The 22,514-nt window shown below is 45.5% G+C and carries 22 protein-coding genes, 2 tRNA genes and 1 pseudogene; 12 read left to right on the top strand and 13 right to left on the bottom strand.

The window, feature by feature from the left end:
• Positions 1–7: 7 nt before the first annotated feature.
• The 8 genes from K941_RS0105870 to msrB form a co-directional block, all read right to left on the bottom strand.
• Positions 8–637: a DUF2057 domain-containing protein gene (locus K941_RS0105870; protein WP_029102884.1), complete on the bottom strand. Its 630-nt coding sequence runs from the start codon at positions 635–637 to the stop codon at positions 8–10.
• A 69-nt stretch (positions 638–706) separates the two neighbouring features.
• Positions 707–1,474: a DnaA ATPase domain-containing protein gene (locus tag K941_RS0105865; RefSeq protein ID WP_029102883.1), complete on the bottom strand. Its 768-nt coding sequence runs from the start codon at positions 1,472–1,474 to the stop codon at positions 707–709.
• A gap of 107 nt (positions 1,475–1,581) precedes the next feature.
• Complete coding sequence (locus tag K941_RS0105860) at positions 1,582–3,078, bottom strand: SulP family inorganic anion transporter (protein WP_036387671.1); 1,497 nt, start codon at positions 3,076–3,078, stop codon at positions 1,582–1,584.
• Positions 3,079–3,218: 140 nt separating this feature from the next.
• The gene (locus K941_RS0105855; RefSeq protein ID WP_029102881.1) at positions 3,219–4,316 is read right to left on the bottom strand and encodes an AI-2E family transporter; all 1,098 of its coding nucleotides are present in this window, start codon (positions 4,314–4,316) and stop codon (positions 3,219–3,221) included.
• Between the two features lie 392 nt (positions 4,317–4,708).
• Positions 4,709–4,785: transfer RNA gene (locus tag K941_RS0105850), tRNA-Asp, on the bottom strand.
• Positions 4,786–4,823: 38 nt separating this feature from the next.
• Positions 4,824–4,899 (bottom strand) — tRNA-Val (locus K941_RS0105845).
• A 188-nt stretch (positions 4,900–5,087) separates the two neighbouring features.
• On the bottom strand, positions 5,088–5,567 hold the full coding sequence (locus tag K941_RS0105840; protein ID WP_029102880.1) for a glutathione peroxidase: 480 nt from the start codon (positions 5,565–5,567) through the stop codon (positions 5,088–5,090).
• Between the two features lie 33 nt (positions 5,568–5,600).
• Positions 5,601–6,023, bottom strand: coding sequence for a peptide-methionine (R)-S-oxide reductase MsrB (msrB, locus tag K941_RS0105835; RefSeq protein WP_051225913.1), 423 nt, complete (start codon positions 6,021–6,023; stop codon positions 5,601–5,603).
• Positions 6,024–6,155: 132 nt separating this feature from the next.
• On the opposite strand from msrB, the gene K941_RS0105830 reads away from it, so the two are divergent.
• Positions 6,156–6,518 (top strand): hypothetical protein, encoded by a 363-nt coding sequence (locus K941_RS0105830; RefSeq protein ID WP_029102878.1) that lies wholly within the window; start codon positions 6,156–6,158, stop codon positions 6,516–6,518.
• 295 nt (positions 6,519–6,813) lie between these two features.
• Entirely contained in the window at positions 6,814–8,385 is a 1,572-nt protein-coding gene (locus K941_RS14890; protein WP_036387669.1) for an aminotransferase class I/II-fold pyridoxal phosphate-dependent enzyme, read from the top strand.
• A 60-nt stretch (positions 8,386–8,445) separates the two neighbouring features.
• On the opposite strand, the gene K941_RS0105820 is transcribed toward K941_RS14890, so the two are convergent.
• Entirely contained in the window at positions 8,446–9,717 is a 1,272-nt protein-coding gene (locus K941_RS0105820; protein WP_036387667.1) for an NRAMP family divalent metal transporter, read from the bottom strand.
• A gap of 347 nt (positions 9,718–10,064) precedes the next feature.
• Here K941_RS0105820 and accB point away from each other — a divergent pair, with 347 nt between their 5' ends.
• From accB to K941_RS0105785, 7 genes are all read left to right on the top strand, one after another.
• The gene (accB, locus tag K941_RS0105815) at positions 10,065–10,517 is read left to right on the top strand and encodes an acetyl-CoA carboxylase biotin carboxyl carrier protein (protein WP_051225912.1); all 453 of its coding nucleotides are present in this window, start codon (positions 10,065–10,067) and stop codon (positions 10,515–10,517) included.
• Positions 10,518–10,533: 16 nt separating this feature from the next.
• Positions 10,534–11,916, top strand: coding sequence for an acetyl-CoA carboxylase biotin carboxylase subunit (gene accC / locus K941_RS14885; RefSeq protein ID WP_051225911.1), 1,383 nt, complete (start codon positions 10,534–10,536; stop codon positions 11,914–11,916).
• A 17-nt stretch (positions 11,917–11,933) separates the two neighbouring features.
• Positions 11,934–12,626 carry a 5-oxoprolinase subunit PxpB gene (gene pxpB / locus K941_RS0105805; RefSeq protein WP_029102874.1) on the top strand — a complete coding sequence of 231 codons (693 nt, stop codon included), beginning with the start codon at positions 11,934–11,936 and terminating at the stop codon, positions 12,624–12,626.
• Between the two features lie 9 nt (positions 12,627–12,635).
• The gene (locus tag K941_RS0105800; protein ID WP_029102873.1) at positions 12,636–13,559 is read left to right on the top strand and encodes a 5-oxoprolinase subunit C family protein; all 924 of its coding nucleotides are present in this window, start codon (positions 12,636–12,638) and stop codon (positions 13,557–13,559) included.
• A 12-nt stretch (positions 13,560–13,571) separates the two neighbouring features.
• Positions 13,572–14,333 (top strand): 5-oxoprolinase subunit PxpA, encoded by a 762-nt coding sequence (gene pxpA, locus K941_RS0105795; RefSeq protein ID WP_029102872.1) that lies wholly within the window; start codon positions 13,572–13,574, stop codon positions 14,331–14,333.
• A 163-nt stretch (positions 14,334–14,496) separates the two neighbouring features.
• Entirely contained in the window at positions 14,497–15,678 is a 1,182-nt protein-coding gene (locus K941_RS0105790; RefSeq protein ID WP_029102871.1) for an NRAMP family divalent metal transporter, read from the top strand.
• Between the two features lie 3 nt (positions 15,679–15,681).
• Entirely contained in the window at positions 15,682–16,086 is a 405-nt protein-coding gene (locus tag K941_RS0105785) for an acetyl-CoA carboxylase biotin carboxyl carrier protein (RefSeq protein ID WP_029102870.1), read from the top strand.
• Positions 16,087–16,198: 112 nt separating this feature from the next.
• On the opposite strand, the gene K941_RS0105780 is transcribed toward K941_RS0105785, so the two are convergent.
• On the bottom strand, positions 16,199–16,645 hold the full coding sequence (locus K941_RS0105780) for a hypothetical protein (protein ID WP_167539588.1): 447 nt from the start codon (positions 16,643–16,645) through the stop codon (positions 16,199–16,201).
• On the opposite strand from K941_RS0105780, the gene K941_RS0105775 reads away from it, so the two are divergent.
• Positions 16,644–17,063, top strand: coding sequence for a LexA family protein (locus K941_RS0105775; RefSeq protein ID WP_208854362.1), 420 nt, complete (start codon positions 16,644–16,646; stop codon positions 17,061–17,063). The two genes, K941_RS0105780 and K941_RS0105775, sit on opposite strands and share 2 nt — an antisense overlap.
• 187 nt (positions 17,064–17,250) lie before the next feature.
• On the opposite strand, the gene hutI is transcribed toward K941_RS0105775, so the two are convergent.
• The 3 genes from hutI to hutH form a co-directional block, all read right to left on the bottom strand.
• Positions 17,251–18,480 (bottom strand): imidazolonepropionase, encoded by a 1,230-nt coding sequence (hutI, locus tag K941_RS0105770; protein ID WP_029102867.1) that lies wholly within the window; start codon positions 18,478–18,480, stop codon positions 17,251–17,253.
• A gap of 154 nt (positions 18,481–18,634) precedes the next feature.
• Entirely contained in the window at positions 18,635–19,642 is a 1,008-nt protein-coding gene (gene hutG / locus K941_RS0105765) for a formimidoylglutamase (RefSeq protein WP_029102866.1), read from the bottom strand.
• A 357-nt stretch (positions 19,643–19,999) separates the two neighbouring features.
• Complete coding sequence (gene hutH / locus K941_RS0105755; RefSeq protein WP_029102865.1) at positions 20,000–21,559, bottom strand: histidine ammonia-lyase; 1,560 nt, start codon at positions 21,557–21,559, stop codon at positions 20,000–20,002.
• A 388-nt stretch (positions 21,560–21,947) separates the two neighbouring features.
• Here hutH and K941_RS0105750 point away from each other — a divergent pair, with 388 nt between their 5' ends.
• Complete coding sequence (locus K941_RS0105750) at positions 21,948–22,277, top strand: hypothetical protein (protein ID WP_029102864.1); 330 nt, start codon at positions 21,948–21,950, stop codon at positions 22,275–22,277.
• A gap of 9 nt (positions 22,278–22,286) precedes the next feature.
• Positions 22,287–22,514: pseudogene (locus K941_RS0105745) on the top strand (IS5/IS1182 family transposase); the annotation flags it as partial.

Here is a 22,514-nt window from a genome sequence, read left to right as displayed (position 1 = left end):
CCTAAAATCATTTTTCAACCCATTGACGGATTTTTTCACGCTCTTCGGGAGTAGCGTTGAGCCACAGTTGCATAAAGCCGTCTAAGTTGTCCTTGGGGGCGACCATGGTTGGAGTGGTGGGCTGCGTGGGGGCTTGGTTAAGGGCGGCGATGGCTTTTTGGTTGGCTCGGGTGACGTCATCACGACCGAACAGTCCACCAATGCTGTCGCCTAGTGTTGATAAAATGCCCGTGCGACTCTCTACGGTCTGCTCAGAAGCTAACACTTTGCCATTTTGGCTGATGGCAAGGGTAGGGGCTTTGGCGTACTCTTTGGCATCACGGTAGTTGCTTGGCTGATTTGGCATGACCAGCTGATAAGTTTGGTTGTCCGCTAGGTCAGCGGTGATGGTAACGTTACCTGATTTTAGGTAATCATGCTCGCCACGGGGCAAGTCAAATAAGCGGTCATAGCGAGCGGTAATGACATGACGACCAGCGTCAAGGGTGAACTCACGTTTGAGTGGTTGCAAGGCTCCGTGTTTAATCTCTTGCCCATTGATGGCGGTTACTTTAATATGCTCATCTACGTTCAGGCGTACCTCGGCAAAAGCAGGAGTGGCAAGTGCGAGAGCGAGCAGTAGGCTTAATTTTTTCATGGTATTTCCTATTGGGTGGGGTTGGAGAAAGTGAGAAAATGCTAATTATTTAAAATCGGTAAAGCAAAATCAGCCATCCATGTCATCAATGTAGTCGCCCAGCTCCAAAAGTAGAGTTTCTTTATCGATGATTTTTTTGGTGTCTTCTAAGGTTTTTTTGCTCACGGGCGTGCGTGCCAATCGTGTGAGCAGGGGCGAGATGCTGTCTAGCACGCTCATCATGTCTGTGGCATTATAAGGACCATCGCTGACCAGATACTCAAAAATAACAGGGGGCAGTCGCCAGTTTTTACGTCTTAGAATGGACTTTAACATCGCCTCACGGTCGGCAGGGCGGTCGCCATCGGGCAGTTTAAAGGCAGGAGCGAGCGAGAGTCGTGTGAGCAGGTCAAGCAAGTTAATGTCCAGCTCACGGGCAGGGTCGTTAGCTAGGAACACGAGCTGTTTTTGTTCACGTCTGACTTCATTAATCAGATGAAACAGCCCCTCTTGCCATTCATGACTGTGTGCTACCGCCTCGACATCATCTAGTATCACAAGGTTGAACAGCTGTAAGCCTTGTAGGGCGGATGCGTCATCGCCCTCGCTCTCTATCATCTTGTCAAGCGATAGACTGATGGCGGTTTTGCCTGTTTTGGTGTATTCGTTATAAATGGCGAGAGCGAGATGGGATTTGCCAGAGCCTTTTTTACCATAAATAAAGATTTCAGGCAACTCGCCTTGGCAGAGCTTTTGGGTGGCGATGATGACTGCTTGATAGCCCACGGACGTAAAATCCGAAAGCCGAGGTTCCTCTTGTACGTCAAGGTCTAGGGCGGACTGAAAAAGGTCGGTCATGTAAGCTTGGTATCCCAAAGTTTGCTAGAATCGCTCAGTGGTTTTCAACTGATTTAAAAATGTGCTATATATACCAAATTTTTGACGGTTTTGCAAGTCATATCGCCCTAATGCTCAAAAATAATATCCTTGCCATCATGTTTGTCATGTACGCCAAATTGATCCACCAAAGTTTTGCTCGCTTCATTTAGCCCAAAGACTTCCACTGATACGCCTTTTTTGCGGTATTTCATGACGATTTTGTCAAGGGCGGATACGGCTGTTACGTCCCAAAAATGAGCATAAGTCAAATCAATGCTCACCGCCTCAGCAGGCTTATCAAAATCAAACTGAGCGACAAATCGGTCAGCACTGGCAAAAAATACCTGCCCCACCACGCCATAGGCAAGCGTGGTCTCATCTGGCGTGGGTAAGGATTGTACCGACATAAAGCGACCGATTTTGTTGGCAAAAAACAAAGACGCAAGTAGCACGCCTGCCCCCACGCCAAGGGCTAAGTTGTGGGTATATAGCACGATGGCGACCGTGGCAATCATGACGATATTAAAGCCCAAGGGGTGCGTTTTTAGCTCCTTGACCGACTGCCAATTAAACGTGCCGATGGACACCATAATCATCACCGCCACCAGTGCTGGCATGGGAATGACACTTAATACATCGCTCAGAAATACGACCATAATCAGCAAAATCACACCCGCCAACAACGTGGATAGCCGTGTGCGACCGCCTGATTTGACGTTGATGACTGACTGCCCAATCATCGCACAGCCTGCCATGCCACCAAATAATCCTGCTACGATGTTGGCAACCCCTTGTCCTTTACATTCTTGGTTTTTGTCGCTTGTGGTGTCGGTCATCTCGTCCACGATGGTTGCCGTCATCAAGGATTCGAGCAGACCCACCGCCGATAGGCTAAGTGCATAAGGCAAAATAATCCACAGCGTATCCAAATTCAAAGGAATGTCAGGCAACAAAAACACAGGCAACGTATCGGGCAACTCGCCCATGTCGCCCACCGTCCGCACATCAAGCCCCATCATCACGCTGATGATGGTCAAGGCGACAATGGTAATAAGGGGCGATGGCAGGATTTTGCCAAGTTTGGGAGCATAAGGAAAGACATAAATAATCCCAAGCCCGAGTGCAATCAAGGCATAGGTTGTCATGCCACGTCCCAAAATCTCAGGCAGTTGTGCCATAAAAATCAATATCGCCAACGCATTGACAAAGCCCACGACCACCGCACGGGCGACAAATTTCATAAGATACCCGACTTTTAAAAAGCCAAAAATGATTTGTATCACGCCTGTCAGTAGCGTGGCGGCGAGCATATATTCTAGCCCATGATTTTTGACAAGACTTGCCAAGACAAGTGCCATCGCTCCTGTGGCTGCCGAAATCATGGCAGGACGACCGCCAAAAAAGCTAATCACCACCGCAATGCAAAAGGACGCATACAGCCCCACTTTTGGGTCAACCCCTGCAATGATAGAAAAGGCAATTGCTTCTGGAATGAGAGCAAGGGCGACCACAAGCCCTGACAGCACATCGCCACGGACGTTTGAGAACCATTGGTCTTTGGTAAAGTGGTTAAAAATATTCATCAGTTAAGTCAGTACAGTAGCAAAAACCGCCTATTATAGCGTATCTGACACCCAAACCCAAATAACCGCCCAAAATAAATAATGGCAAAGACAAACCCTGCCATTATTTATTTTTTAAAAATCGATAGTGGTTTAAAAATTCACCACAACGTTAGCTGTTTTTGCCCTTTATACCAATCACTGTTCAGATAAGCACAGTACGCATGATGAAACAGAACATTTAAAATCGCTGAGACGGGCAGTGCGATGAGCATGCCAACAAAGCCAAACAAGGACGCCCCTGCCAATACCGAGAAAATCACCCACAATGGCGACAGTCCAATTTTATCGCCAAGCAGTAGGGGCTGTAATACATAGCCTTCCATCGCTTGACCGACCATAAACGCCCCAATGATAAGACCGATATAAATGGGGTCGAAACCAAATTGGAACAGCCCCACGACAATCGCCGCAATAATCCCCACACCAAAACCCAAATACGGCACAAAACTTGCTACGCCTGCCCCGACACCGATGAGCAGTCCGAATTTTAGTCCGATGAGTTGTAGTTGTATGGCATAAATCGCCCCAAGCAGTAACATGACACTAAGCTGGCCCTTGATAAAGTTCATGAGCGTGGTATCACAGTCTTTGGCGATTTCTAGAGCTTTTTTCTGATGTGGTTTAGGCATGGCATGCAGCCATGTATTTAGACGTTTTTGCCAGCCGATGAGAAAATAAAACGTCAATATCGGCACCATTACTGCCATGCCAACATTATTTGCCACCATCATGCCCGAGTTTAGCGCCTGCTTGATGAGCGACTGAGCATCCGCCACCTGATAATTTTTCTGAGCGTACTCAATGAGTGCATTTGAGATGACATCAACTTCAAGGGGCATGGGACGTCCGCCCATGTGTTGACTTATCCATGTTCTTGCTGTGGTGTTATACCACTCTACAAGCAAGGGTAGCGACTCCCACGCCAAAGTGATTTGTTGCCACAATACAGGCACAAACCACACAACCAACGCCCCCGTCAGTAGAATGCTAGCAAAATACACCACCACAATGGCAAGCATGCGATTCATGTAGCGAGCCAATTGTGTCACCAAAGGGTTTAGCATGTATGCCAAAATAAACGCCGCCATAAAAGGCAAAATCACCGCACGCATGAGATATAGGGCATACAGAAAAACCACCCAAAACAGAACAATCAGTATTCGGCGAAAAAAGGGGTCAAGGGTACGATGTCGCATGATAAAATAGCACAAAAAAGTGGACAAATATCCGCATATTTTAGCCTATTTTTGCCAAAAGAGTAAGTTATTTATGATAAATTTTGTAAAAATAAATGATAAGGAATGTTGAACATTGATAACATTTTTAGAAATAATGATAAAAATTTAACGTTGTAACCAATTTTTGCATGAAAATCTGATAGAATGACAATCAGTCTGCGTTTTTTCTTGAAAAACGTGCGATTTTTCTCATTTTCATTGCAAACACCAAAGGTAGGCACGCCCTAGATTTTTGAAAGATTTTATTGAAAATTTATTGGTAAAGGATTGATAAATAGACACACAAAAGACATAAAAAATCCCTAAGTCAGGGGAGACTTAGGGGATAAACTGGAAAAACCAGTTAAAAATGGCGCAGCGGACGGGACTCGAACCCGCGACCCCCGGCGTGACAGGCCGGTATTCTAACCAACTGAACTACCGCTGCTAAGGTCGCTAATCTTTTTTAGCATAAAAGATTTAAAATGGTGGGCGGTAACGGATTCGAACCGCTGACCCTCTGCTTGTAAGGCAGACGCTCTACCAACTGAGCTAACCGCCCGAACTTAACTTACTTACTTAACTATTTTAATAAACAATTTAAACCATGTTTATTTGTTATGTATGTCGTTCGTTGTGGTGCGTATTATATAGATTTTTTGGTGGGTGTCAAACATTTTTTGCAAAAAATTTTAAAATTTTTTATAAGTGTTTGATTTTTATTAAATTAAAATCTATAAAATTTGCTTGTTAAGCCAATGCCTTGATGATGTCATATTCCAAACTCTCAGGCTTGGTGGTGGGGGCGTAGCGGTCTAGCACCTTGCCATGACGACCGACCAAAAATTTGGTGAAGTTCCACTTGATTGCATCGGTCAAAATTCCGCCTTGCTCGTTTTTTAAAAACTCAAAAATTGGGTGAGCGTTGTCGCCATTGACATCAACCTTGCTCATCATCAAAAAGTCCACGCCATAGTTCATCTCACAAAAACTTGCAATGCCATTTTCGTCATCAGGCTCTTGTCCGCCAAACTGATTGCAAGGAAAACCGATGACAACCAAGCCTTTGTCGTGGTATTTTGTGTGTAATTCTTGCAAGCCTGCAAGCTGTGGCGTAAATCCGCATTTGCTTGCGGTATTGACAATCAGTAGCACTTTGTCTTTAAAATCGGAAAAATTAACCACATTGCCACGAATGTCGGTGGCGGTAAAGGTGTAGATGGTTGTCATGGCTTATCCTAAGTTATTGATAATTATCAAAAATTATTGATTTTCAAGATGAATGGACGCTGAGTTAATGCAATATCTCACGCCTGTCGTCTCCCTTGGCCCGTCAGGGAAAACGTGCCCCAAATGCCCGCCACAGTTGGTGCAAGTCACTTCAATACGTCTCATGCCGTGCGACAAATCAAGTGTTTCGGTCAGGGCAGTGTCGTTGATTGTCTTGTCAAAACTTGGCCAGCCACAGCCTGAGTGAAATTTGTTATCGCTGTCAAACAGCTTGGCATTACAGCCTTTACAGCGATACACGCCCTTATCAAACACATCGGTATAAAGACCAGTAAAAGCTCGCTCGGTGCCTTTTTGGCGTAAGATATAGTATTCGTCCGCAGTTAGGCGGTTTTGCCAATCTTGTTCGGTCAATTGGGCGATTTCATCGGGGGTTAAAACGTTATCAGATAGCATGGTTTTTCCTAATTAAAAGAATAAGTGTAGCATAATTTGGTGCGGTGGCAAATTGGCTTTTTGTAACGGCTTTTTGGTGGTAAAAAGGTAAGGCTTGGGGTATAATGAAATTTTAATTAAAGTAAAAATCAGATGAATCAACCTGTTTTAAGTAAAATGTATGTCGCCGTTTTAGATGATGTGCCTGATTATATGACCCCAACGCTTATCGCCCATGCGGTATTATCAGCTCATTTGAAATTTTCATCGCGAACAGAAGATGAAATTTATCAAGATTGGTTAGCCCATTCTTTTAGAAAAGTGATAATCAGGGTTAATCAAAAAGAATTTGACAAAATCAGCCAACTGCCCTGTCATTTGGCTTTTGAGAGTACCATTTTGAACGCAAAACATTGTTGTGCGGTTTTGTACCCCATGTTGCCACAGAATACACCAAATGTTTTAAAATTTGCAAAAATGTGGAAACCTAAGGTGCAAGATGAGCAAAAAATTTAAAAATAAAATATCCTGATGTTGTGTGGCTAAAATTACTTCCTTATATCCAATTTATTTGCTTTATTACCTTTGCCATAGGCATGATAAAATATTCATTTAGAACCAAGACATTTTTTATCATGCCAAACATGAAACACCCAAAACGCACCAAAGATGAAATAATGTTAAGTGCTTTTGGACTGCTTGGTTTTGTTATTAGTAGTAATTTAAGGGGATTTTTAAATCTATAAAAACCTCTTGCAAAATCCCCCAAACAGGCGTATGATAACTGCAACTTTTACTTGCAATTACCGCCATGACCAACGACACCCACCCACCAAATACGCCCACCACGCAAGGCGAACGCCTAAAACAGCTCCGCAAATCCTTAGGATTATCCGCCCAAGCCCTAGCCGATAAGCTAAACGCTCACGGTGCGTCCGTCAGTCGTGGGGCGATTGCCAATTGGGAATGCGATAAAAATGGTATCACAAGTAGCAAGCTCCCCATAGTCGCCCAAGTGCTAGGCACGACCGAAAATTATCTTTTGACAGGTAATGTATCGGCAAATATAACCGCTAATAATGCCAGTCAAGAGATTGATTTACAAGATAATTTACCAAATCCACACAACCATTCTCACAAGGCATCCCTAATGAAACCTTTAAAAAAATCTGCCAAACTTGCCAACGTCTGCTATGACATTCGTGGCGAACTTTTGCAAACCGCCAACCGCATGGAAGCCGAAGGTCAGCGTATCATCAAACTCAATATTGGCAATCCTGAACCGTTTGGGTTGTTGCCCCCCGATGAGATTGTGCAAGACGTGGCGATGAACTTGCAAAATGCGTCTGGCTACTCCGATTCTAAGGGGATTTTTTCAGCTCGCAAAGCAATCTTGCAATATTATCAAGCCAAAGGACTGCTGTCAGCGACCGATGTCAATGATGTGTATATCGGCAATGGCGTGTCGGAACTTATCGTCATGACCTTGCAAGCCCTGCTTGATGACGGCGATGAAGTGCTTATTCCCATGCCTGATTATCCGCTGTGGACAGCGTCCGCCAACCTAGCAGGGGGCAGAGCGGTGCATTATCGCTGTGTGGAAGAAGGCAACTGGCACCCTGATTTGGCAGATATTGAGAGTAAAATCACCGACAAAACCAAAGCCATTGTTATCATCAACCCCAACAACCCCACAGGAGCATTGTATAGCAAGGAAATCTTAGAGCAGATTGCTGATTTGGCGGTAAAACATGGCTTGGTTATCATGGCGGACGAGATTTATGACCGTATTTTGTATGATGATGCTGTGCATACACCCATGTGTACGATTACCGACAAGACGCTCGTTTTGACCTTTAATGGCTTGTCAAAATCGCACCGCATTGCAGGCTATCGCTCAGGCTGGGTCATGTTGTCGGGCAAAAAAGACCATGCTGGCGACTTTATAGAAGGCTTGACCATGCTCGCCAGTATGCGACTGTGTGCCAATGTGCCTGCTCAGTACGCCATACAGACGGCAATGGGTGGTTATCAGTCCATGCAGGAGCTGACCGCACCGACAGGACGACTGTATAAACAGCGTGAGATGGCGGTCTCTCGCCTAAATGCTATTAAGGGCATTAGCTGTACCAAACCGCAAGGGGCGTTTTACTGTTTTGCCAAGATTGACCTTGATGTCTATCCCATCCAAAATGACATGAAATTCATGATGGATTTATTGATTCAAGAAAAAGTCTTAATGGTGCAGGGTACGGGCTTTAATTGGGATAAGCCAAACCATTTTAGAGTCGTATTTCTGCCCAATTTGATAGATTTGGAAGATGCGATGGATAGGCTGGATAGATTTTTTGCCAATAAGCGTAAGGAATTTGGCACAGAATAGGGTAGGGTATTTGCAAAAATAAAGGACGATTGCTGTCGCCCTTTTTTGATGTTTTTGTTTTTATCCAATAATCCCAAAAAACTGCAATAAAAACGAGCCTGCAAATCCTGCCAAAAAGGTAATGCCAAGTAGGGCATAAATATTCATTTTTGGGGTGAGTAGGTTTTCAGATTTTGCCAACGAGTAGTTCAAGTAGGCAAAAATCGGAGCGGAGACAAAGGAGCTAATCATCGCAAATTTGAGTAGGCTTGCCATTTGTCCTGCAAACACATTAATCAAGATAAATCCACCAATGACCATAGCGGTCGTCCAGCGCATGACGTATTTTTCGGTAAGCTCGGTTGTGCCTGTTTTGATGAGCGACAGACTCTCGGCATTGGTACGCCCATAGCCGTCCGCACTCGTGATGACCGTGCCAAACATACACAAAAAAGCGATGAATGCCACGAGAATTTTTGACCAATTGCCAATGGTCTCTGTATACATCTCTACAAGCTGACCGATGTAAGCGCCGCCTTTGGTGGCAATCTCTTCGCCTGTGCCGTACTGTACAAACACGCCAAGTGTCAAGAAAAATAATGCCAAAATCGCCGATGTAAAATAGCCCACGTTAAAATCTACCACGCCTTGAAAATGGCTTGTGTGGTCGGTGCGGATTTTTTTGGCAGTCCACACAGATGTAATGACCGAAAATTCAAGCGGAGCAGGCATCCAACCCATAAGAGCGATGATAAAGCCCAAAGATGCCAAATTCCAAGGCGACATTGGCACAAAATCAGGGGCGGCTTCTTTTGGCGACATACCTGCGATGATAACCGCCAAAATGGTGGCAACCGTCAATGCCAGAATAATCCACTTTGAGATATTATCCAAAACCTTATAATGCCCTGCAATGAGTAGCCCCCATGAGACGGTCATTACAATGATGGACAGGATAAGTGGATTTAGCTCAAAAGGCAGAATAAAGCCCAAAATGGTCGCACAGAGCAGGGCAACTGCCCCTGTGGTAATCACGCCTGACACGACAGATAAGCCAAAAAACGCCCAAAGGTAGGCTTTGGATTTTTTGGCGTAACCTGCCACGAGACTATCACCTGTTTTGTAGGCGTATTCTGTGCCAAAGCGGTAAAAAGGGTATTTAAAAAAGTTGGCAAGCACAATCATAATGGCAAGTTGCCAACCATACAACGCCCCAGCTTGGGTGGACGATACAAGGTGCGAACCGCCAATGGCGGCAGATGCCATAAGAATACCGGGACCGAAGGCTTTCCAAGTGAGTTTTTGTGTTTGTGCATTGGTTTGTGGCGATATGCTTTGTTCGGCTGTTGTCATGTTTATTCTCAAATAAAAATCTATAAATCAACAGAGGTATAAGGTATGGTTAAATAAGATAACATGGTTTATACAAAATAAAAAGTGAAGGATTTTTAAGATAGGTTGAATAATAATGATGGCGTTTGAGAGCTTTCTTCCAATAAAACTTTTCCCAATATGGTTGGATTAATGCAATAGAATGGAAAAATTTTGCACATCTATCACAAATCAAAACTTTCAAATAAACATCAAGTAAAATCATATACTTGTATTCAAAACATATGTAGAATCTGTCAAAATGTCTAGACAAATTTGCAAAATTTTTTTATAATCGCAGTCCCACCCACACATTTTTAGGGATAATAATGAACATCGATTTTGACAACTTAGCTCGCCTTATCAAGCTGACCGAGACCGCTCAAATTCACTCGCTAGAAATTCAAGACGGCACTCAAACCATCAAACTGACCAAATACCCATCTGATACACCAGTTGCCCCCATTGGACAAACCACTCCTGTGCCAACAGTTAGCACAGCCCCCACCAAAGCCACCCAAACCCTCAACAATCCAAGTGCTAAGCACACCATCACATCGCCCATGCTGGGGACGTTTTATCGCAAATCCGCCCCAGATAGCCCGAATTTTGTGGAATCAGGCGACACCATCAAAGCAGGCGACACCTTGTGTATTGTAGAAGCGATGAAAATAATGCACGAGGTCAAGGCGGACAGCGATGGCGTGGTGGCTGAGATTTTGGTGGAAGAAGGCGACATGGTGGAATATGATGCACCATTATTTGTCATCAATAATAAATAGACAATAAGGACAGTCCATGAACCCAACTCCTTTTAAAAAAATTCTCATTGCCAACCGTGGTGAGATTGCCCTAAGAATTATCCGTGCTTGCCGTGAGCTTGGTGTCAAATCGGTGCTTGTACATTCTACCGCCGACAAGGACAGCTTGCCTGCTCGTCTTGCCGATGAGACGGTGTGCATTGGCAGTCATCTGCCCAAAGACAGCTATCTCAATCAGCGTGCCATCGTATCGGCAGCCGAGCTGACGGGAGTGGATGCCATTCACCCTGGTTATGGATTTTTGAGTGAAAACGCCGATTTTGCCGAATTTGTTAGCGAGCAGGGGTTTGTATTTATTGGCCCTACCGCCCAAAATATCCGCATGATGGGCGACAAAGTTGCTGCCAAAAACACCATGATAGCATCAGGCGTACCGTGCGTGCCAGGCTCTGATGGGGCGTTGCCCGATGATGACGAACAAATCATCAAAATCGCCCAAGATGTGGGACTGCCCGTCATCATCAAAGCCGCTGGCGGTGGCGGTGGTCGTGGTATGAGAGTTGTTGAGAGTATGGATGAGCTGTTGTCTGCGGTTGCCATGACCAAAAAAGAAGCAATGAGTGCCTTTGGCAATCCTGTGGTCTATATGGAGCGATACCTAAAAAACCCACGCCACATTGAAATTCAAGTCATCTTAGACACTCATGGCAATGCCATTTATCTGGGCGAGCGAGACTGCTCCATGCAACGCCGTCATCAAAAAGTCATCGAAGAAGCCCCTGCTCCCTTTATCAGCGATGATAAGCGTGCCAAAATCGGTCAAGCGTGCGTCAAGGCATGCCTTGATATGGGCTATCGTGGGGTGGGAACGTTTGAATTTTTGTATGAAAATGGGGAATTTTTCTTTATTGAGATGAATACCCGCATTCAGGTAGAACATCCTGTTACCGAGCTTGTAACAGGCGTAAACCTTATCGCCGAACAAATCCGAGTGGCAGAAGGCTATCCCTTACAATTTACCCAAGGCGACATACAGCTGACAGGACACGCCTTTGAATGCCGTATCAATGCCGAACATCCGTTCACACTCATGCCATCGGCAGGGACGGTAAGCTACTGCCATCTGCCTGCAGGCTATGGCACACGAGTGGATAGCCATCTTTATACGGGCTACAAAATCCCCGCCTATTATGACAGCTTGATTGGCAAGCTATGTATCCACGCACCGACAAGAGAGCTTGCCATCGCCAAGATGAAATCCGCCCTAACCGAGCTTGACATTCAAGGCGTACAGACCAACAAAGCCCTACATCAAGCAATGTTTGATGATGACAGCTTTATAAAAGGTGGCGTGAGCATTCATTACCTCACCCATTGGCTTGACAATTATCAAAACAATCAGCCCAATCACAAAAACTAGATAAATTTAGGCAACTTATGGACACAAACACTCAATGGATAAGCTCATCAGAAAGCACCTTTGTACTATTTTTGGGTGGGCAAATCAGCCTTGACAAACAAAAACTGTGCTGGGCATTGTCTCGCCATCTTGACACTTGCGCCGATTTGCCTGTAAGTGAGACGGTGGTCGGCATGAATGCCTTGACGATGTATTTGGATAAAGATGTACTTTATCAAAATCCAAGTAATCTTGCCATTTATCAAAAACTGCTAAATGAAATTACCCATGACTTTGTTGGCTCATCGGGCAGTGTTGATGGCATAGATGGCAAGCACGTGGACATTCCTGTCATCTATGGCGGAGAATATGGGGTGGATTTGGCGGACAGTGCAAAAATGCTGGGCATGAGCATTGATGAGCTTGTGGCACGTCATACCGCACCGCTTTATACCGTGTATTTTATTGGCTTTCAGGCGGGTTTTCCCTATCTTGGGGGACTGCCTGATGAGCTACACCTGCCACGCCACGCCAAACCTCGCACCAAAGTCCCACAAGGCTCGGTGGGTATTGGTGGGGCTCAGACGGGCATTTATCCTTTTGAATCGCCTGGGGGCTGGCAACTTTTGGGGCGGACGAACTTGCCACTTTTTGACAAAACACACAACTCCCCAACGCTACTGCAAGCTGGCGATACCTTGCGTTTTGTGGCAACGGACATTTTGGCATAAGGATAATTCATGTTAACAATCAATACATTATCTGCCCTTGCCAGCATTCAAGATTTAGGACGCACAGGCTATCTGGGGCTTGGCATTGGACGATGTGGGGCGATGGACGGCTTGTCCTTACAACTTGGCAATGCCCTGCTTGGCAATGATACTCACTTGCCTGCCCTTGAAATCACGCTTGGCGGACTGACCGCTACATTTACCAAAGACACCACGTTTTGTCTGATGGGAGCAATTTTTGATGGCACACTTGATGATAGGCGTGTCATCACAGGCTATCGTTATTTTGCCAAGCAGGGGCAAGTTTTGACCCTAAAACGCATGACAGATGGTATGCACGGCTATCTGTGTGTGCAAGGCGGATTTGATGTGGCACACGAGCTAGGCTCGGCAAGCACCGACATCAAGACACGCCTTGGCGGACTTGGTCGCTATGTGATGGCAGGCGATGACTTGCCTTATCATACAGGGCGTGAGATGAAATCGATGGGTGTGGCAAATTTGTACCAATTTGGCAAATTGACCAACATTCACGTCATTAAAAGTAGCGAATATGACAAGATTGTCCAAGGGCGTGATGAATTTGGCGAACAAATATACACATTATCACCAAACAGCAACCGCATGGGCTATCGGCTAGATGGTACGCCATTAACCTTTGACAAAATCGAGATGAATTCGCACGGCGTGGACTTTGGCATGATACAAGTACCGCCCGATGGCAAGCCCATTGTCCTGATGGCAGATGCTCAGACCACAGGCGGTTATCCCAAGATTGGGGCGGTCATTGGGGCGGATTTGGGCAGATTAGCTCAGGTGCGGTTTGGCAATCAAATTCGCTTTATCTATGTGGACGCAGACACCGCCCTACAAAAGATGGCAACGTATCACACCCATCTACATCAAGTGGCAAGCATGGCAAAACGCTTTTAGATAGGAGAGCATATGACAACGATTGATTTGAATGCGGACGTGGCAGAAGGATTTGAATTTGATGAAGCACTCATGCACATCATCAGCTCAGCAAACATCTGTGCAGGGCTACACGCAGGTGGGGCGGTGTGCATGGCCCAAACGCTTGCCTTTGCCCGTGATAATGGCGTAAGCATTGGCATACACCCAAGCTATGACGACCGTATCAACTTTGGGCGTACCAATCACAATCTATTTGCCGATGACATGCGTTCTTTGTTGTTTTATCAGTTGGGGGCGACTGTGGCGGTCTGCCAAAATATGGGGCTTACCCCAAGCTACGTCAAGCCACATGGGGCATTGTACAACCAAGCCAGCACCGACCCCACCCTTGCCAAGACCATCGCCCAAGCGGTGTATGACTTTGACCCAAGCCTTGCACTCATGGGCTTGTCTGGCAGTCAGCTTATTCATGCAGGCAAACAGGCAGGCTTAAAGGTCATCTGTGAAGCCTTTGCCGATAGGCGTTATAATGCCGATGGTACGTTGGTTTCACGCACCTTGCCCAACGCTTTGATAGAATACGATAACGAAGCCATCAATCAAGTGGTGCGTATGGTGCAAGACGGACAAGTGGTGGCGGTGGATGGTTCGGTCATCAATGTGCAAGTGGATAGCATTTGTTTGCATGGCGATGGCAAGCACGCCCTAGATTTTGCCCAAAAAATCAAACAAACCTTACTTGAAAAAGGCATTGGCATTGCACCCAAATACAACTCAAAACCTAGCATTTAATGCGTTTTGTAAGGGCAAATGTAACTCGCCCCTACAAAAGTATTTTTTAAAATGTAGCGTTGGTGTAAATTGAAGTTAATTTGCCATAATTGCCCAATCATCAATATTTACAATTTTAAGTTGAGATTGGGCAAAACATCATTAATTGGTAATAAGGACATTTATGAAAAATTCTACCAAAAATTCTGCCATCTTAGGGGCGGCGTTCTTGATGGCAACATCGGCTGTTGGCCCAGGCTTTTTGACCCAAACCGCCACTTTTACCGAAAAACTAGGAGCAAGCTTTGGTTTTGTGATTTTGGTGTCCATCTTGATGGATATTGGCGTACAAATAAACGTCTGGCGAGTGATCGCCGTCTCAAAAATGAAAGCTCAAGAGATTGCCAACCTTGTCATGCCTGGCATGGGCTATGTCTTGGCAGGGCTTATCATCATGGGCGGACTTGCCTTTAATATTGGCAACATCGGCGGGGCAGGACTTGGCGTGCAGTCTATTTTTGGCATTGACCCCATCATTGGGGCGTTAGTGTCAGGCGTGATTGCCGTTGGGATTTTTTTGAGCAAAGAAGCTGGCTCATTGGTGGACAAATTCACCCAATTTATGGGCTTTGTGCTGATTACCCTTATCATCTATGTGGTATTCAACACCAATCCGCCCTTTGGCGAAGCGGTCGCTCGCACTGTTGTTCCCGAAAAAATTGATGCGATGGCGATTGTTACCTTGGTTGGTGGTACGGTTGGGGGTTATATTACCTTTTCGGGGGCTCACAGATTGCTTGATGCTGGCATTACTGGCAAAGAAAATCTGTCTGTCGTCTCAAAAAGCTCCATTCAGGGCATTTTGGCAGCGTCCGTCATTCGGGTGTTCTTATTTTTGGCGTGCCTTGGCGTGGTTACCTCAGGCGTTGCCATGATGAAGGACAACCCTGCTCTTACGCCCTTTGTGCATGGGATTGGCGACACAGGGCGGATTATTTTTGGTATGGTGATTTGGGCAGCGTCCATCACATCGGTGATTGGCTGTGCTTATACATCGGTATCATTTTTGACCAATTTTCACGCAGGTATCGCCAAAAACAGCCGTTATTTTATCATCGGTTTTATTGCCATCTCAACGCTCATTTTTGCAACGATTGGCAGACCTGCCCAAGTGCTTGTGCTTGTGGGTACACTAAACGGGCTTGTACTGCCGATTGCCCTTGTGGTTATTTTGCTTGCTGCCTATCGCAAAAACATCATTGGCGATTACAAGCACCCTGTCTGGATGGCAGGCTTTGGCTGGATTGTGGCGGTGGCAATGTCCATTCTTAGCGTGATGACAATTTATAAATATTTGGCAGGATAAATCATGAATTTTGAGATAATACAACGCCTTATCGCACTTGCCGAGACAAGCGAACTTGGGCAAATTGAAGTTACAGACGGCACAGAGCGTATCAAGGTAGTTAATACCACAAAGACCTCAATGCCAATAGCCCCAAAAACCATGAGCCTAGCCCCGCCTTTGGGCGATGATGCCAACAATGCCGATGAATCAGCCATCATAAAAGCGGCAAGTGTGGGCAAGTTCTGCCTTGATGGGATTGCCCTAACCACAGGCGACACCATCAAAGCTGGCGACACAGTGGGGGGCGTGCTTGCCCTTGGTGTACTCACCCCCATCATAGCCGATAAATCGGGGGTTTTGCATGACTACCTTGTCAAAGCTGGCGATAAAGTAGAATGGGGGCAGGCGGTGTTGCGTTTGGCATGACTTCATTTGCTGATATTGATTGGCTGGGATGTTATTAACTCATCGCCTTTTTATACAAGCTTGAATTGTTAAAATTTTAATTTAAAAAGAAATGACATTGAAAAGAGCGAATTTAAAACCCAGCTTTGACAAACATCAGTGCCACGCTGGATATTATCATGACAAACAAGGTTAAGCTAAACGCTTGATAAACCAAAGGCAGTCCTTGTTTGACTTGGTAAAATTTGGGCGTTTTTATGCGAATGTTTTTAACACTGCTCTTATGGTAAAATACCACATTATTACCCGTGATGTCTTGTTTGATATGTAATAGCGACTGTCGAATGTCTTGATAAAGCATTTCTAGTTGTTGGCAAATGACATAACAACCTGCAATAAATAGCACATTAGTTGTATGATATAATTTCTTATGGGGCGTAAAGATTTTTTGCCCTGTGAATGTGCCACGTGCTGAGCCGAGTATTTTGGTGCCGATGATTGATAAGATGACTGAGAACATGATACAGACATTGGCAGATTCAGCGGTCATCAAAAGCCCTAATGTGCCACTTGATGCCATGATACCTTCCAATGATGACACAGATATGTCGGTGCTGATGAGCCTTGCCAAGGTGCCAGCAGGTTTGCCTGCTTATAATGACGGACAAAGCGAAGAGATTAATCTTAATGACTATCTGGTCGGGCGTCAGAGTGATACGTTTGTGGTGCGATGTGGGGGTTACTCAATGCTGGATGCTGGTATTGATAAAGATGATTTGCTCATCATTGACCGCTCGGTAGAACCAAAACATTTTGACATTGTGATGGCGGATTTGGGCAGTGAATTTACCATTAAACGCTTGCACAAGTTTAAAGATGGGCGACTGGAGTTACATTCAGAAAACGAAGCTGACCCACATCCCAATTTTAGTTTTAAAGATGGCGACCATATGATGGTTGTGGGCGTGGTCATGCACGTGATTAAGAGTTTTCGATAACCACGCCTGCTTTTTTGAGTTAAACTCGTACATAATTAAAAATGTGCGAGTTTTGATATAGATAAAAAAGCGTAAGATTTGGTAAAAATAACAGCATAGAAGTTTGGGTGAATCTATGTTATAATTAGCGATATTTTACTTCGCATAATAGCTATTATGTTAAATAGCGTTATGCGAAAAGCCTAGCCTACCTGCCTACCTGCCTACCTGCCACCCAAAGCCCTTGTAGGCGGTTTTGTCCGATAAGATAAGACAAATCGGCGGGTCGGTCAATCTGCCACAACGCCACATCAGCATCCATTCCTACCAAAAGTCGCCCTTTGGTATCTTGTAGCCCCAAGGCTTTGGACGCATGGATGGTTGTCCCTGCCAACGCTTCTTCGGGCGTTAAGCCAAACAGCGTACACGCCATATTCAGGGCAAGCAGTAAGCTTGTTGATGGTGATGTACCAGGGTTACAGTCGGTGGATACCGCCATTTTTACGCCATGTTGTCGCATGGCATCAATGGGAGGCAGTTTGGTTTCTTTTAGAACATAAAAGGCGGTCGGCAGCAGCACGCCTACCGTACCATGCTTTGCCATCTTGACAATGCTGTCGGTGGACAGATATTCAATGTGGTCGGCAGACAAGCCATCAAACTCTGCCACAAGACCCGCTCCGCCCATATCGCTCATCTGCTCGGCATGAAGTTTGACAGGCAGACCTAATGATTTGGCAACTTCAAAGAGTCTGCCCACTTGATGGGCGTCAAAGGCAATGGATTCACAAAACGCATCTACTGCATCCACCAAACGCTCGTCATGCAACACTTTTAGCCACTCGCACGCCTGTTTGACATATTCGTCTGCCCTCCCCTGATATTCTGGCGGTAGAGCATGTAGGGCAAGGTAGGTTTTTTTGACGGTAATGCCAAAGTCATCGCCCAATTTTTTGGCAACTTTAAGCATTTTGCGTTCGTTATCCAAATCAAGCCCATAGCCCGACTTAATCTCAATCGTCCCCACGCCTTGACTTACAAGGCTTTTAAAACGTGGCAAACTAAGCTCATACAATTCATCAAAATCCGCCTGTCTTGTGGCTTTCACGGTGGACAAAATCCCACCGCCCTGCTTGGCGATGTCTTTATAATCCACGCCATTTAGACGCATCTCAAATTCATTACTGCGATTACCGCCATAGACCACATGGGTGTGGCAGTCTATCAAAGCGGGGGTTAGCCAGCCTTGTTTGGCATCAATTATCTTGTCAGCAGTTGCCGTGCCAAGCTCGTCCATCGTGCCGACAAAGGCAATTTTGCCATCTTTGATGCCAACCACGCCGCCATGTATCGCCCCATAGGGGGTATCTTTGGTGTAGCCAAATGTCTCGCTCATGGTGGCGATGTTGGCGTTGGTGATTAAGGTGTCAAATTGCATGGTTTTTCCTTAAATATTAGATTAGCTTTAATCTCAACTTAAAATTGCAAATTATTGATTATTGGGCAATTATTATAAATCAATTGCCTATATAAAGCTGAGAATAAAGTAGATTAATAGTCATTAATAAGTTTTAAGTTTAATATAATCCCAATCACACACCATAAAGCAACGCCCACTCCACACACACCGCAAGCAGTCGTGCTACGGTTTTTGCTCCACGGCTGTCAATGTCGTAAGTTGGGTTAAATTCGGCAAAATCCAGCACTTTGACTTTGCCTGTTTGAATGAGCTTTTCAAGCAAAAATTCCACCAAATCAAGCTCAATCCCCTTGGCATTTACCGCACTGACCGCAGGCATGACACCACTTGGCAGACAGTCCAAATCCACCGTAACATAAAGCACATCAACGCCCCGAGCAAAGCCATCAAGCCTTGCCCAAATCTCATCATAAGACAAGCGGTGGCAATCATCATCACCAACAACACCAACGCCCAAGGCACGGGCTTTGTCAAATAGACTTGCTGTGTTACCAAAACGGCTAATGCCCACACAAAAATAACAAAACTCATCACCCATCATATCAGCAATCTGCAAAAATGGCGTACCCGATGTGGCGTACTCATCCGTTCGCAAATCAAAATGGGCATCAAAATTGATGATGCCAATCTTGGGTAAATGCTCATCGCTTGCGTTTAGATGTTCATACAATCCCAAAAAACTGCCATAGGCAATCTCATGCCCACCGCCAAGCCCGACCGCTAGGGCGTTGTTTTGTAGGGCATGGGTGATGTGCGTGGCATAACTTCTTTGGGCGGATTCTAAACTGCCCTTGACGATGATGTCATTGTCATGACACACCACATCGCCACAGTCGCCCACTAAGTCGGACAAAGTGGCATATTTGTCCTGCACGCCTGTTGTGATGGGCAATTTGGCAAAAAACTCTCTAATAATAGGCGGAGCGGACTTTGCCCCTACCCTACCCAAGTTTCGCCTTACCCCTTGATGGCAAGCAAAACCCACCAAGGCAATAGGCTGGCGGTCAAAGGTTTGTACGGCATTATGCCAATACATCGCTCTATCGCTCTCAAAAGAGTCGGTGCGTCCTGTATAATGGGCGGGGTCAAAGGGGATATGAGTGGCGTGAATGTCGGTCATGGTTTTTAGTTGGTTTAAAATAGATGGATAAAAATTAGGATATATCTAGCGAACTTGATATACTTGTTTAACTTCAAAATGCACCATCGTAGGGGCTAGCTCGGTACGCCCTGCCAGTCCTCAACTACAAAAGCATTTTTCAAAATGTAGATTGGTGCAAAATGAGGTTGATTTGCTATATTTACCACAGCAAGATTTGTAAGGCGTGCCTTCCACCTCTTGATGATATGTTGGTGTTTATAAGGCATGCAGAACCTGCCCCTACACTGATACATCATTGAATTTGTGGTAATTTTAGAGTTCTAACAAAGATACATTTTAAAATTTGGACGTATAGGGTCAAACACACCCCAGCCATCACACATTGCTAAACCAATTTTGGCGTAGCTCGTCCCAGCCATCAAGCAACTCACCCGATAAGACAAGCTGTTTGGCACTTTCAATATCAGGGGCAAAGTAGCGGTCTTTGTCATAATGAGCAATCTTGGCACGCACTTTGGCATGAACGTCCGTTAGCACCTTATCGCTCTTGTAGCCCAAATCTTCGCCATGAATGTCCACGCCTTGGGCAGCGGCAAGCAGTTCAATACCCACCACGACAGCGGTGTTGTGTGCCATCTCAAACAATCTTCGCCCTGCATAGGTCGCCATTGAGACGTGGTCTTCTTGGTTGGCAGATGTTGGAATGCTGTCTACCGATGCAGGGTGGGCGTGCGATTTGTTTTCGCTAACCAAAGCGGCGGCGGTAACATGGGCAATCATAAAGCCAGAATTCACGCCTGCATTACTCACCAAAAACGCAGGCAGTCCTGACAAACTGCTGTCAATAAGTAGAGCAATACGGCGTTCACTCATTGAGCCAATCTCGCTGATGGCAAGTGCCAAGGTATCGGCGGCAAAGGCGACAGGCTCGGCATGAAAATTACCGCCCGAGATGGCAACAGGCTCATCATCGCCAAAGATAAGCGGATTATCAGTTACGGCATTGGCTTCTATGAGTAGCGTTTTACCCGCTTGATTGATAAGGTCAAGACACGCCCCCATCACTTGGGGCTGACAGCGTAGGCAGTAGGGGTCTTGCACACGCAGCTCCGCCTCGCCACGGTTTTTACCCCTAAATCCGCTATGTTCAAGCAACGCCTTATAGGTCTTGCCAAGCTCAATCTGCCCATGATGTCCACGCACCTCATGAATGCGTGGGTCAAAGGGCGAATCATTGCCACGAGCCGCCTCCACTGACAACGCTCCTGTTACGGTCGCACTTGCCAAAAGGTCGCACGCCATAAAATAGCCACGAATGGCAAGGGCGGTGGACGTTTGGGTACCGTTGATAAGCGCCAAACCCTCTTTGGCGGCAAGCGTGATGGGCGACAGTCCCGCCTTGACAAGAGCGTCTTTGGCAGACATACGCTCGCCACGAACCAACACATCGCCCTCACCCAAAATCGCAAGTGTCATGTGCGACAACGGGGCAAGGTCGCCTGATGCTCCCACCGAGCCTTTGGCAGGAATAATGGGCGTGATGTCATGATTGATAAGATTGATAAGTGCGTCCACCACTTCACGGCGAACACCTGACACCCCTTGCGATAGGCTTGACACTTTCATGGCGATGATAAGGCGAACCACGTCCGCAGGCAATGCCTCGCCTGTGCCAACCGAATGGCTTAGGATAAGATTTCTTTGCAAAAGTTCAAGCTCATCATCAGGGATTCGGGTCTTGGCAAGCAGTCCAAAGCCTGTATTGATGCCATAGGCAGGTCTATCACGAGCGATAATCGCTTGTACGGCTTGGTGCGACTTTTCGATGGCATCATAAGCCGATGGGTCAAGGCTGATGGTAACAGGGCTATTATAAATGGCACGCAACTGCCCAAAGGTGAGATGGCGTGGGGTTAAGGTGATGGTGGGTTTCATGGGCTATCCTTATTTAAATAAAATGAATGAGCAAAAGACAAATTTGTCTATACAAATATAACAAGAAATTCCACCAAGTGCAAGTCCCTAATATAAATTTTATCCCACAAAGTGTCTATATTTATCGCTAGTCAAAAATTTTAAATTGTGATATAAATACTTAGGGCATGCCTGACCTTTATAACACTATTTATAATATAGAAATATTGTGAAAATAAATCAATCGTTTTTGCATGAAAAATGGCTAAACCTTGTGGCTCGAAGTCAAAAGCTCGTTTGATAGAACGACTACCAAACTTCACTTTTTCCTTGAAAAACTTGCGCTTTTTCGTAAAAGGCAGGCACGCCCTACAAAAATTAGGTAATTACGGTTAAAAAGGGGCTTAGTATGATTTATCTGTTTTCGTTTTTGATTTATGCCGTGGTCTTTGGGGCAGGGTTTTATTTGGTCAGAAAAAACCCTGCTAAGGTTGAGCGGTTGGTTGGGCGGATTTGCTTTATTGGACTTATCTTACAACTGTTTGTTAATTATCTGTTTTGGGGCAGTATGGCAAATGCCTTTAACCCTTTGACGGTTATGATAAGCCCCGAACGGAGTGCGGTAAACTTGATGTTTTTGGCACTGATTAGCATTTTTTGTTATGCCAGTTTGCTTGTGATTTTGTTTAAGGCGAATGATTTTTATAATAGACCTCCTGCAAAACCCTTCCTATGCTAAAATACCCCAATGAACTACGAAGCCTCCACACACCTATCCGACACCAAATTCAAACGCTTAGTTGGCATTGAACGCAGGGTTTTTAATGAAATGCTTGCTTGTTTAGAGCAAGCACAAGCTGCTGTACATCAAAGAGGCGGTAGAAAACTTAAAATCAGCATGCCCAATTTGTTAATGGCAACCTTACAGTATTTTAAAGAATATCGCACCTATGAGCAGATAGCCGCTGACTTTGGC

The organism is Moraxella caprae DSM 19149 (assembly GCF_000426885.1).
GTDB classification, from domain to species: domain Bacteria; phylum Pseudomonadota; class Gammaproteobacteria; order Pseudomonadales; family Moraxellaceae; genus Moraxella; species Moraxella caprae.
Note: the sequence above shows the minus strand (reverse complement) of the source record. Positions and strands in the feature narration are given on the sequence as shown.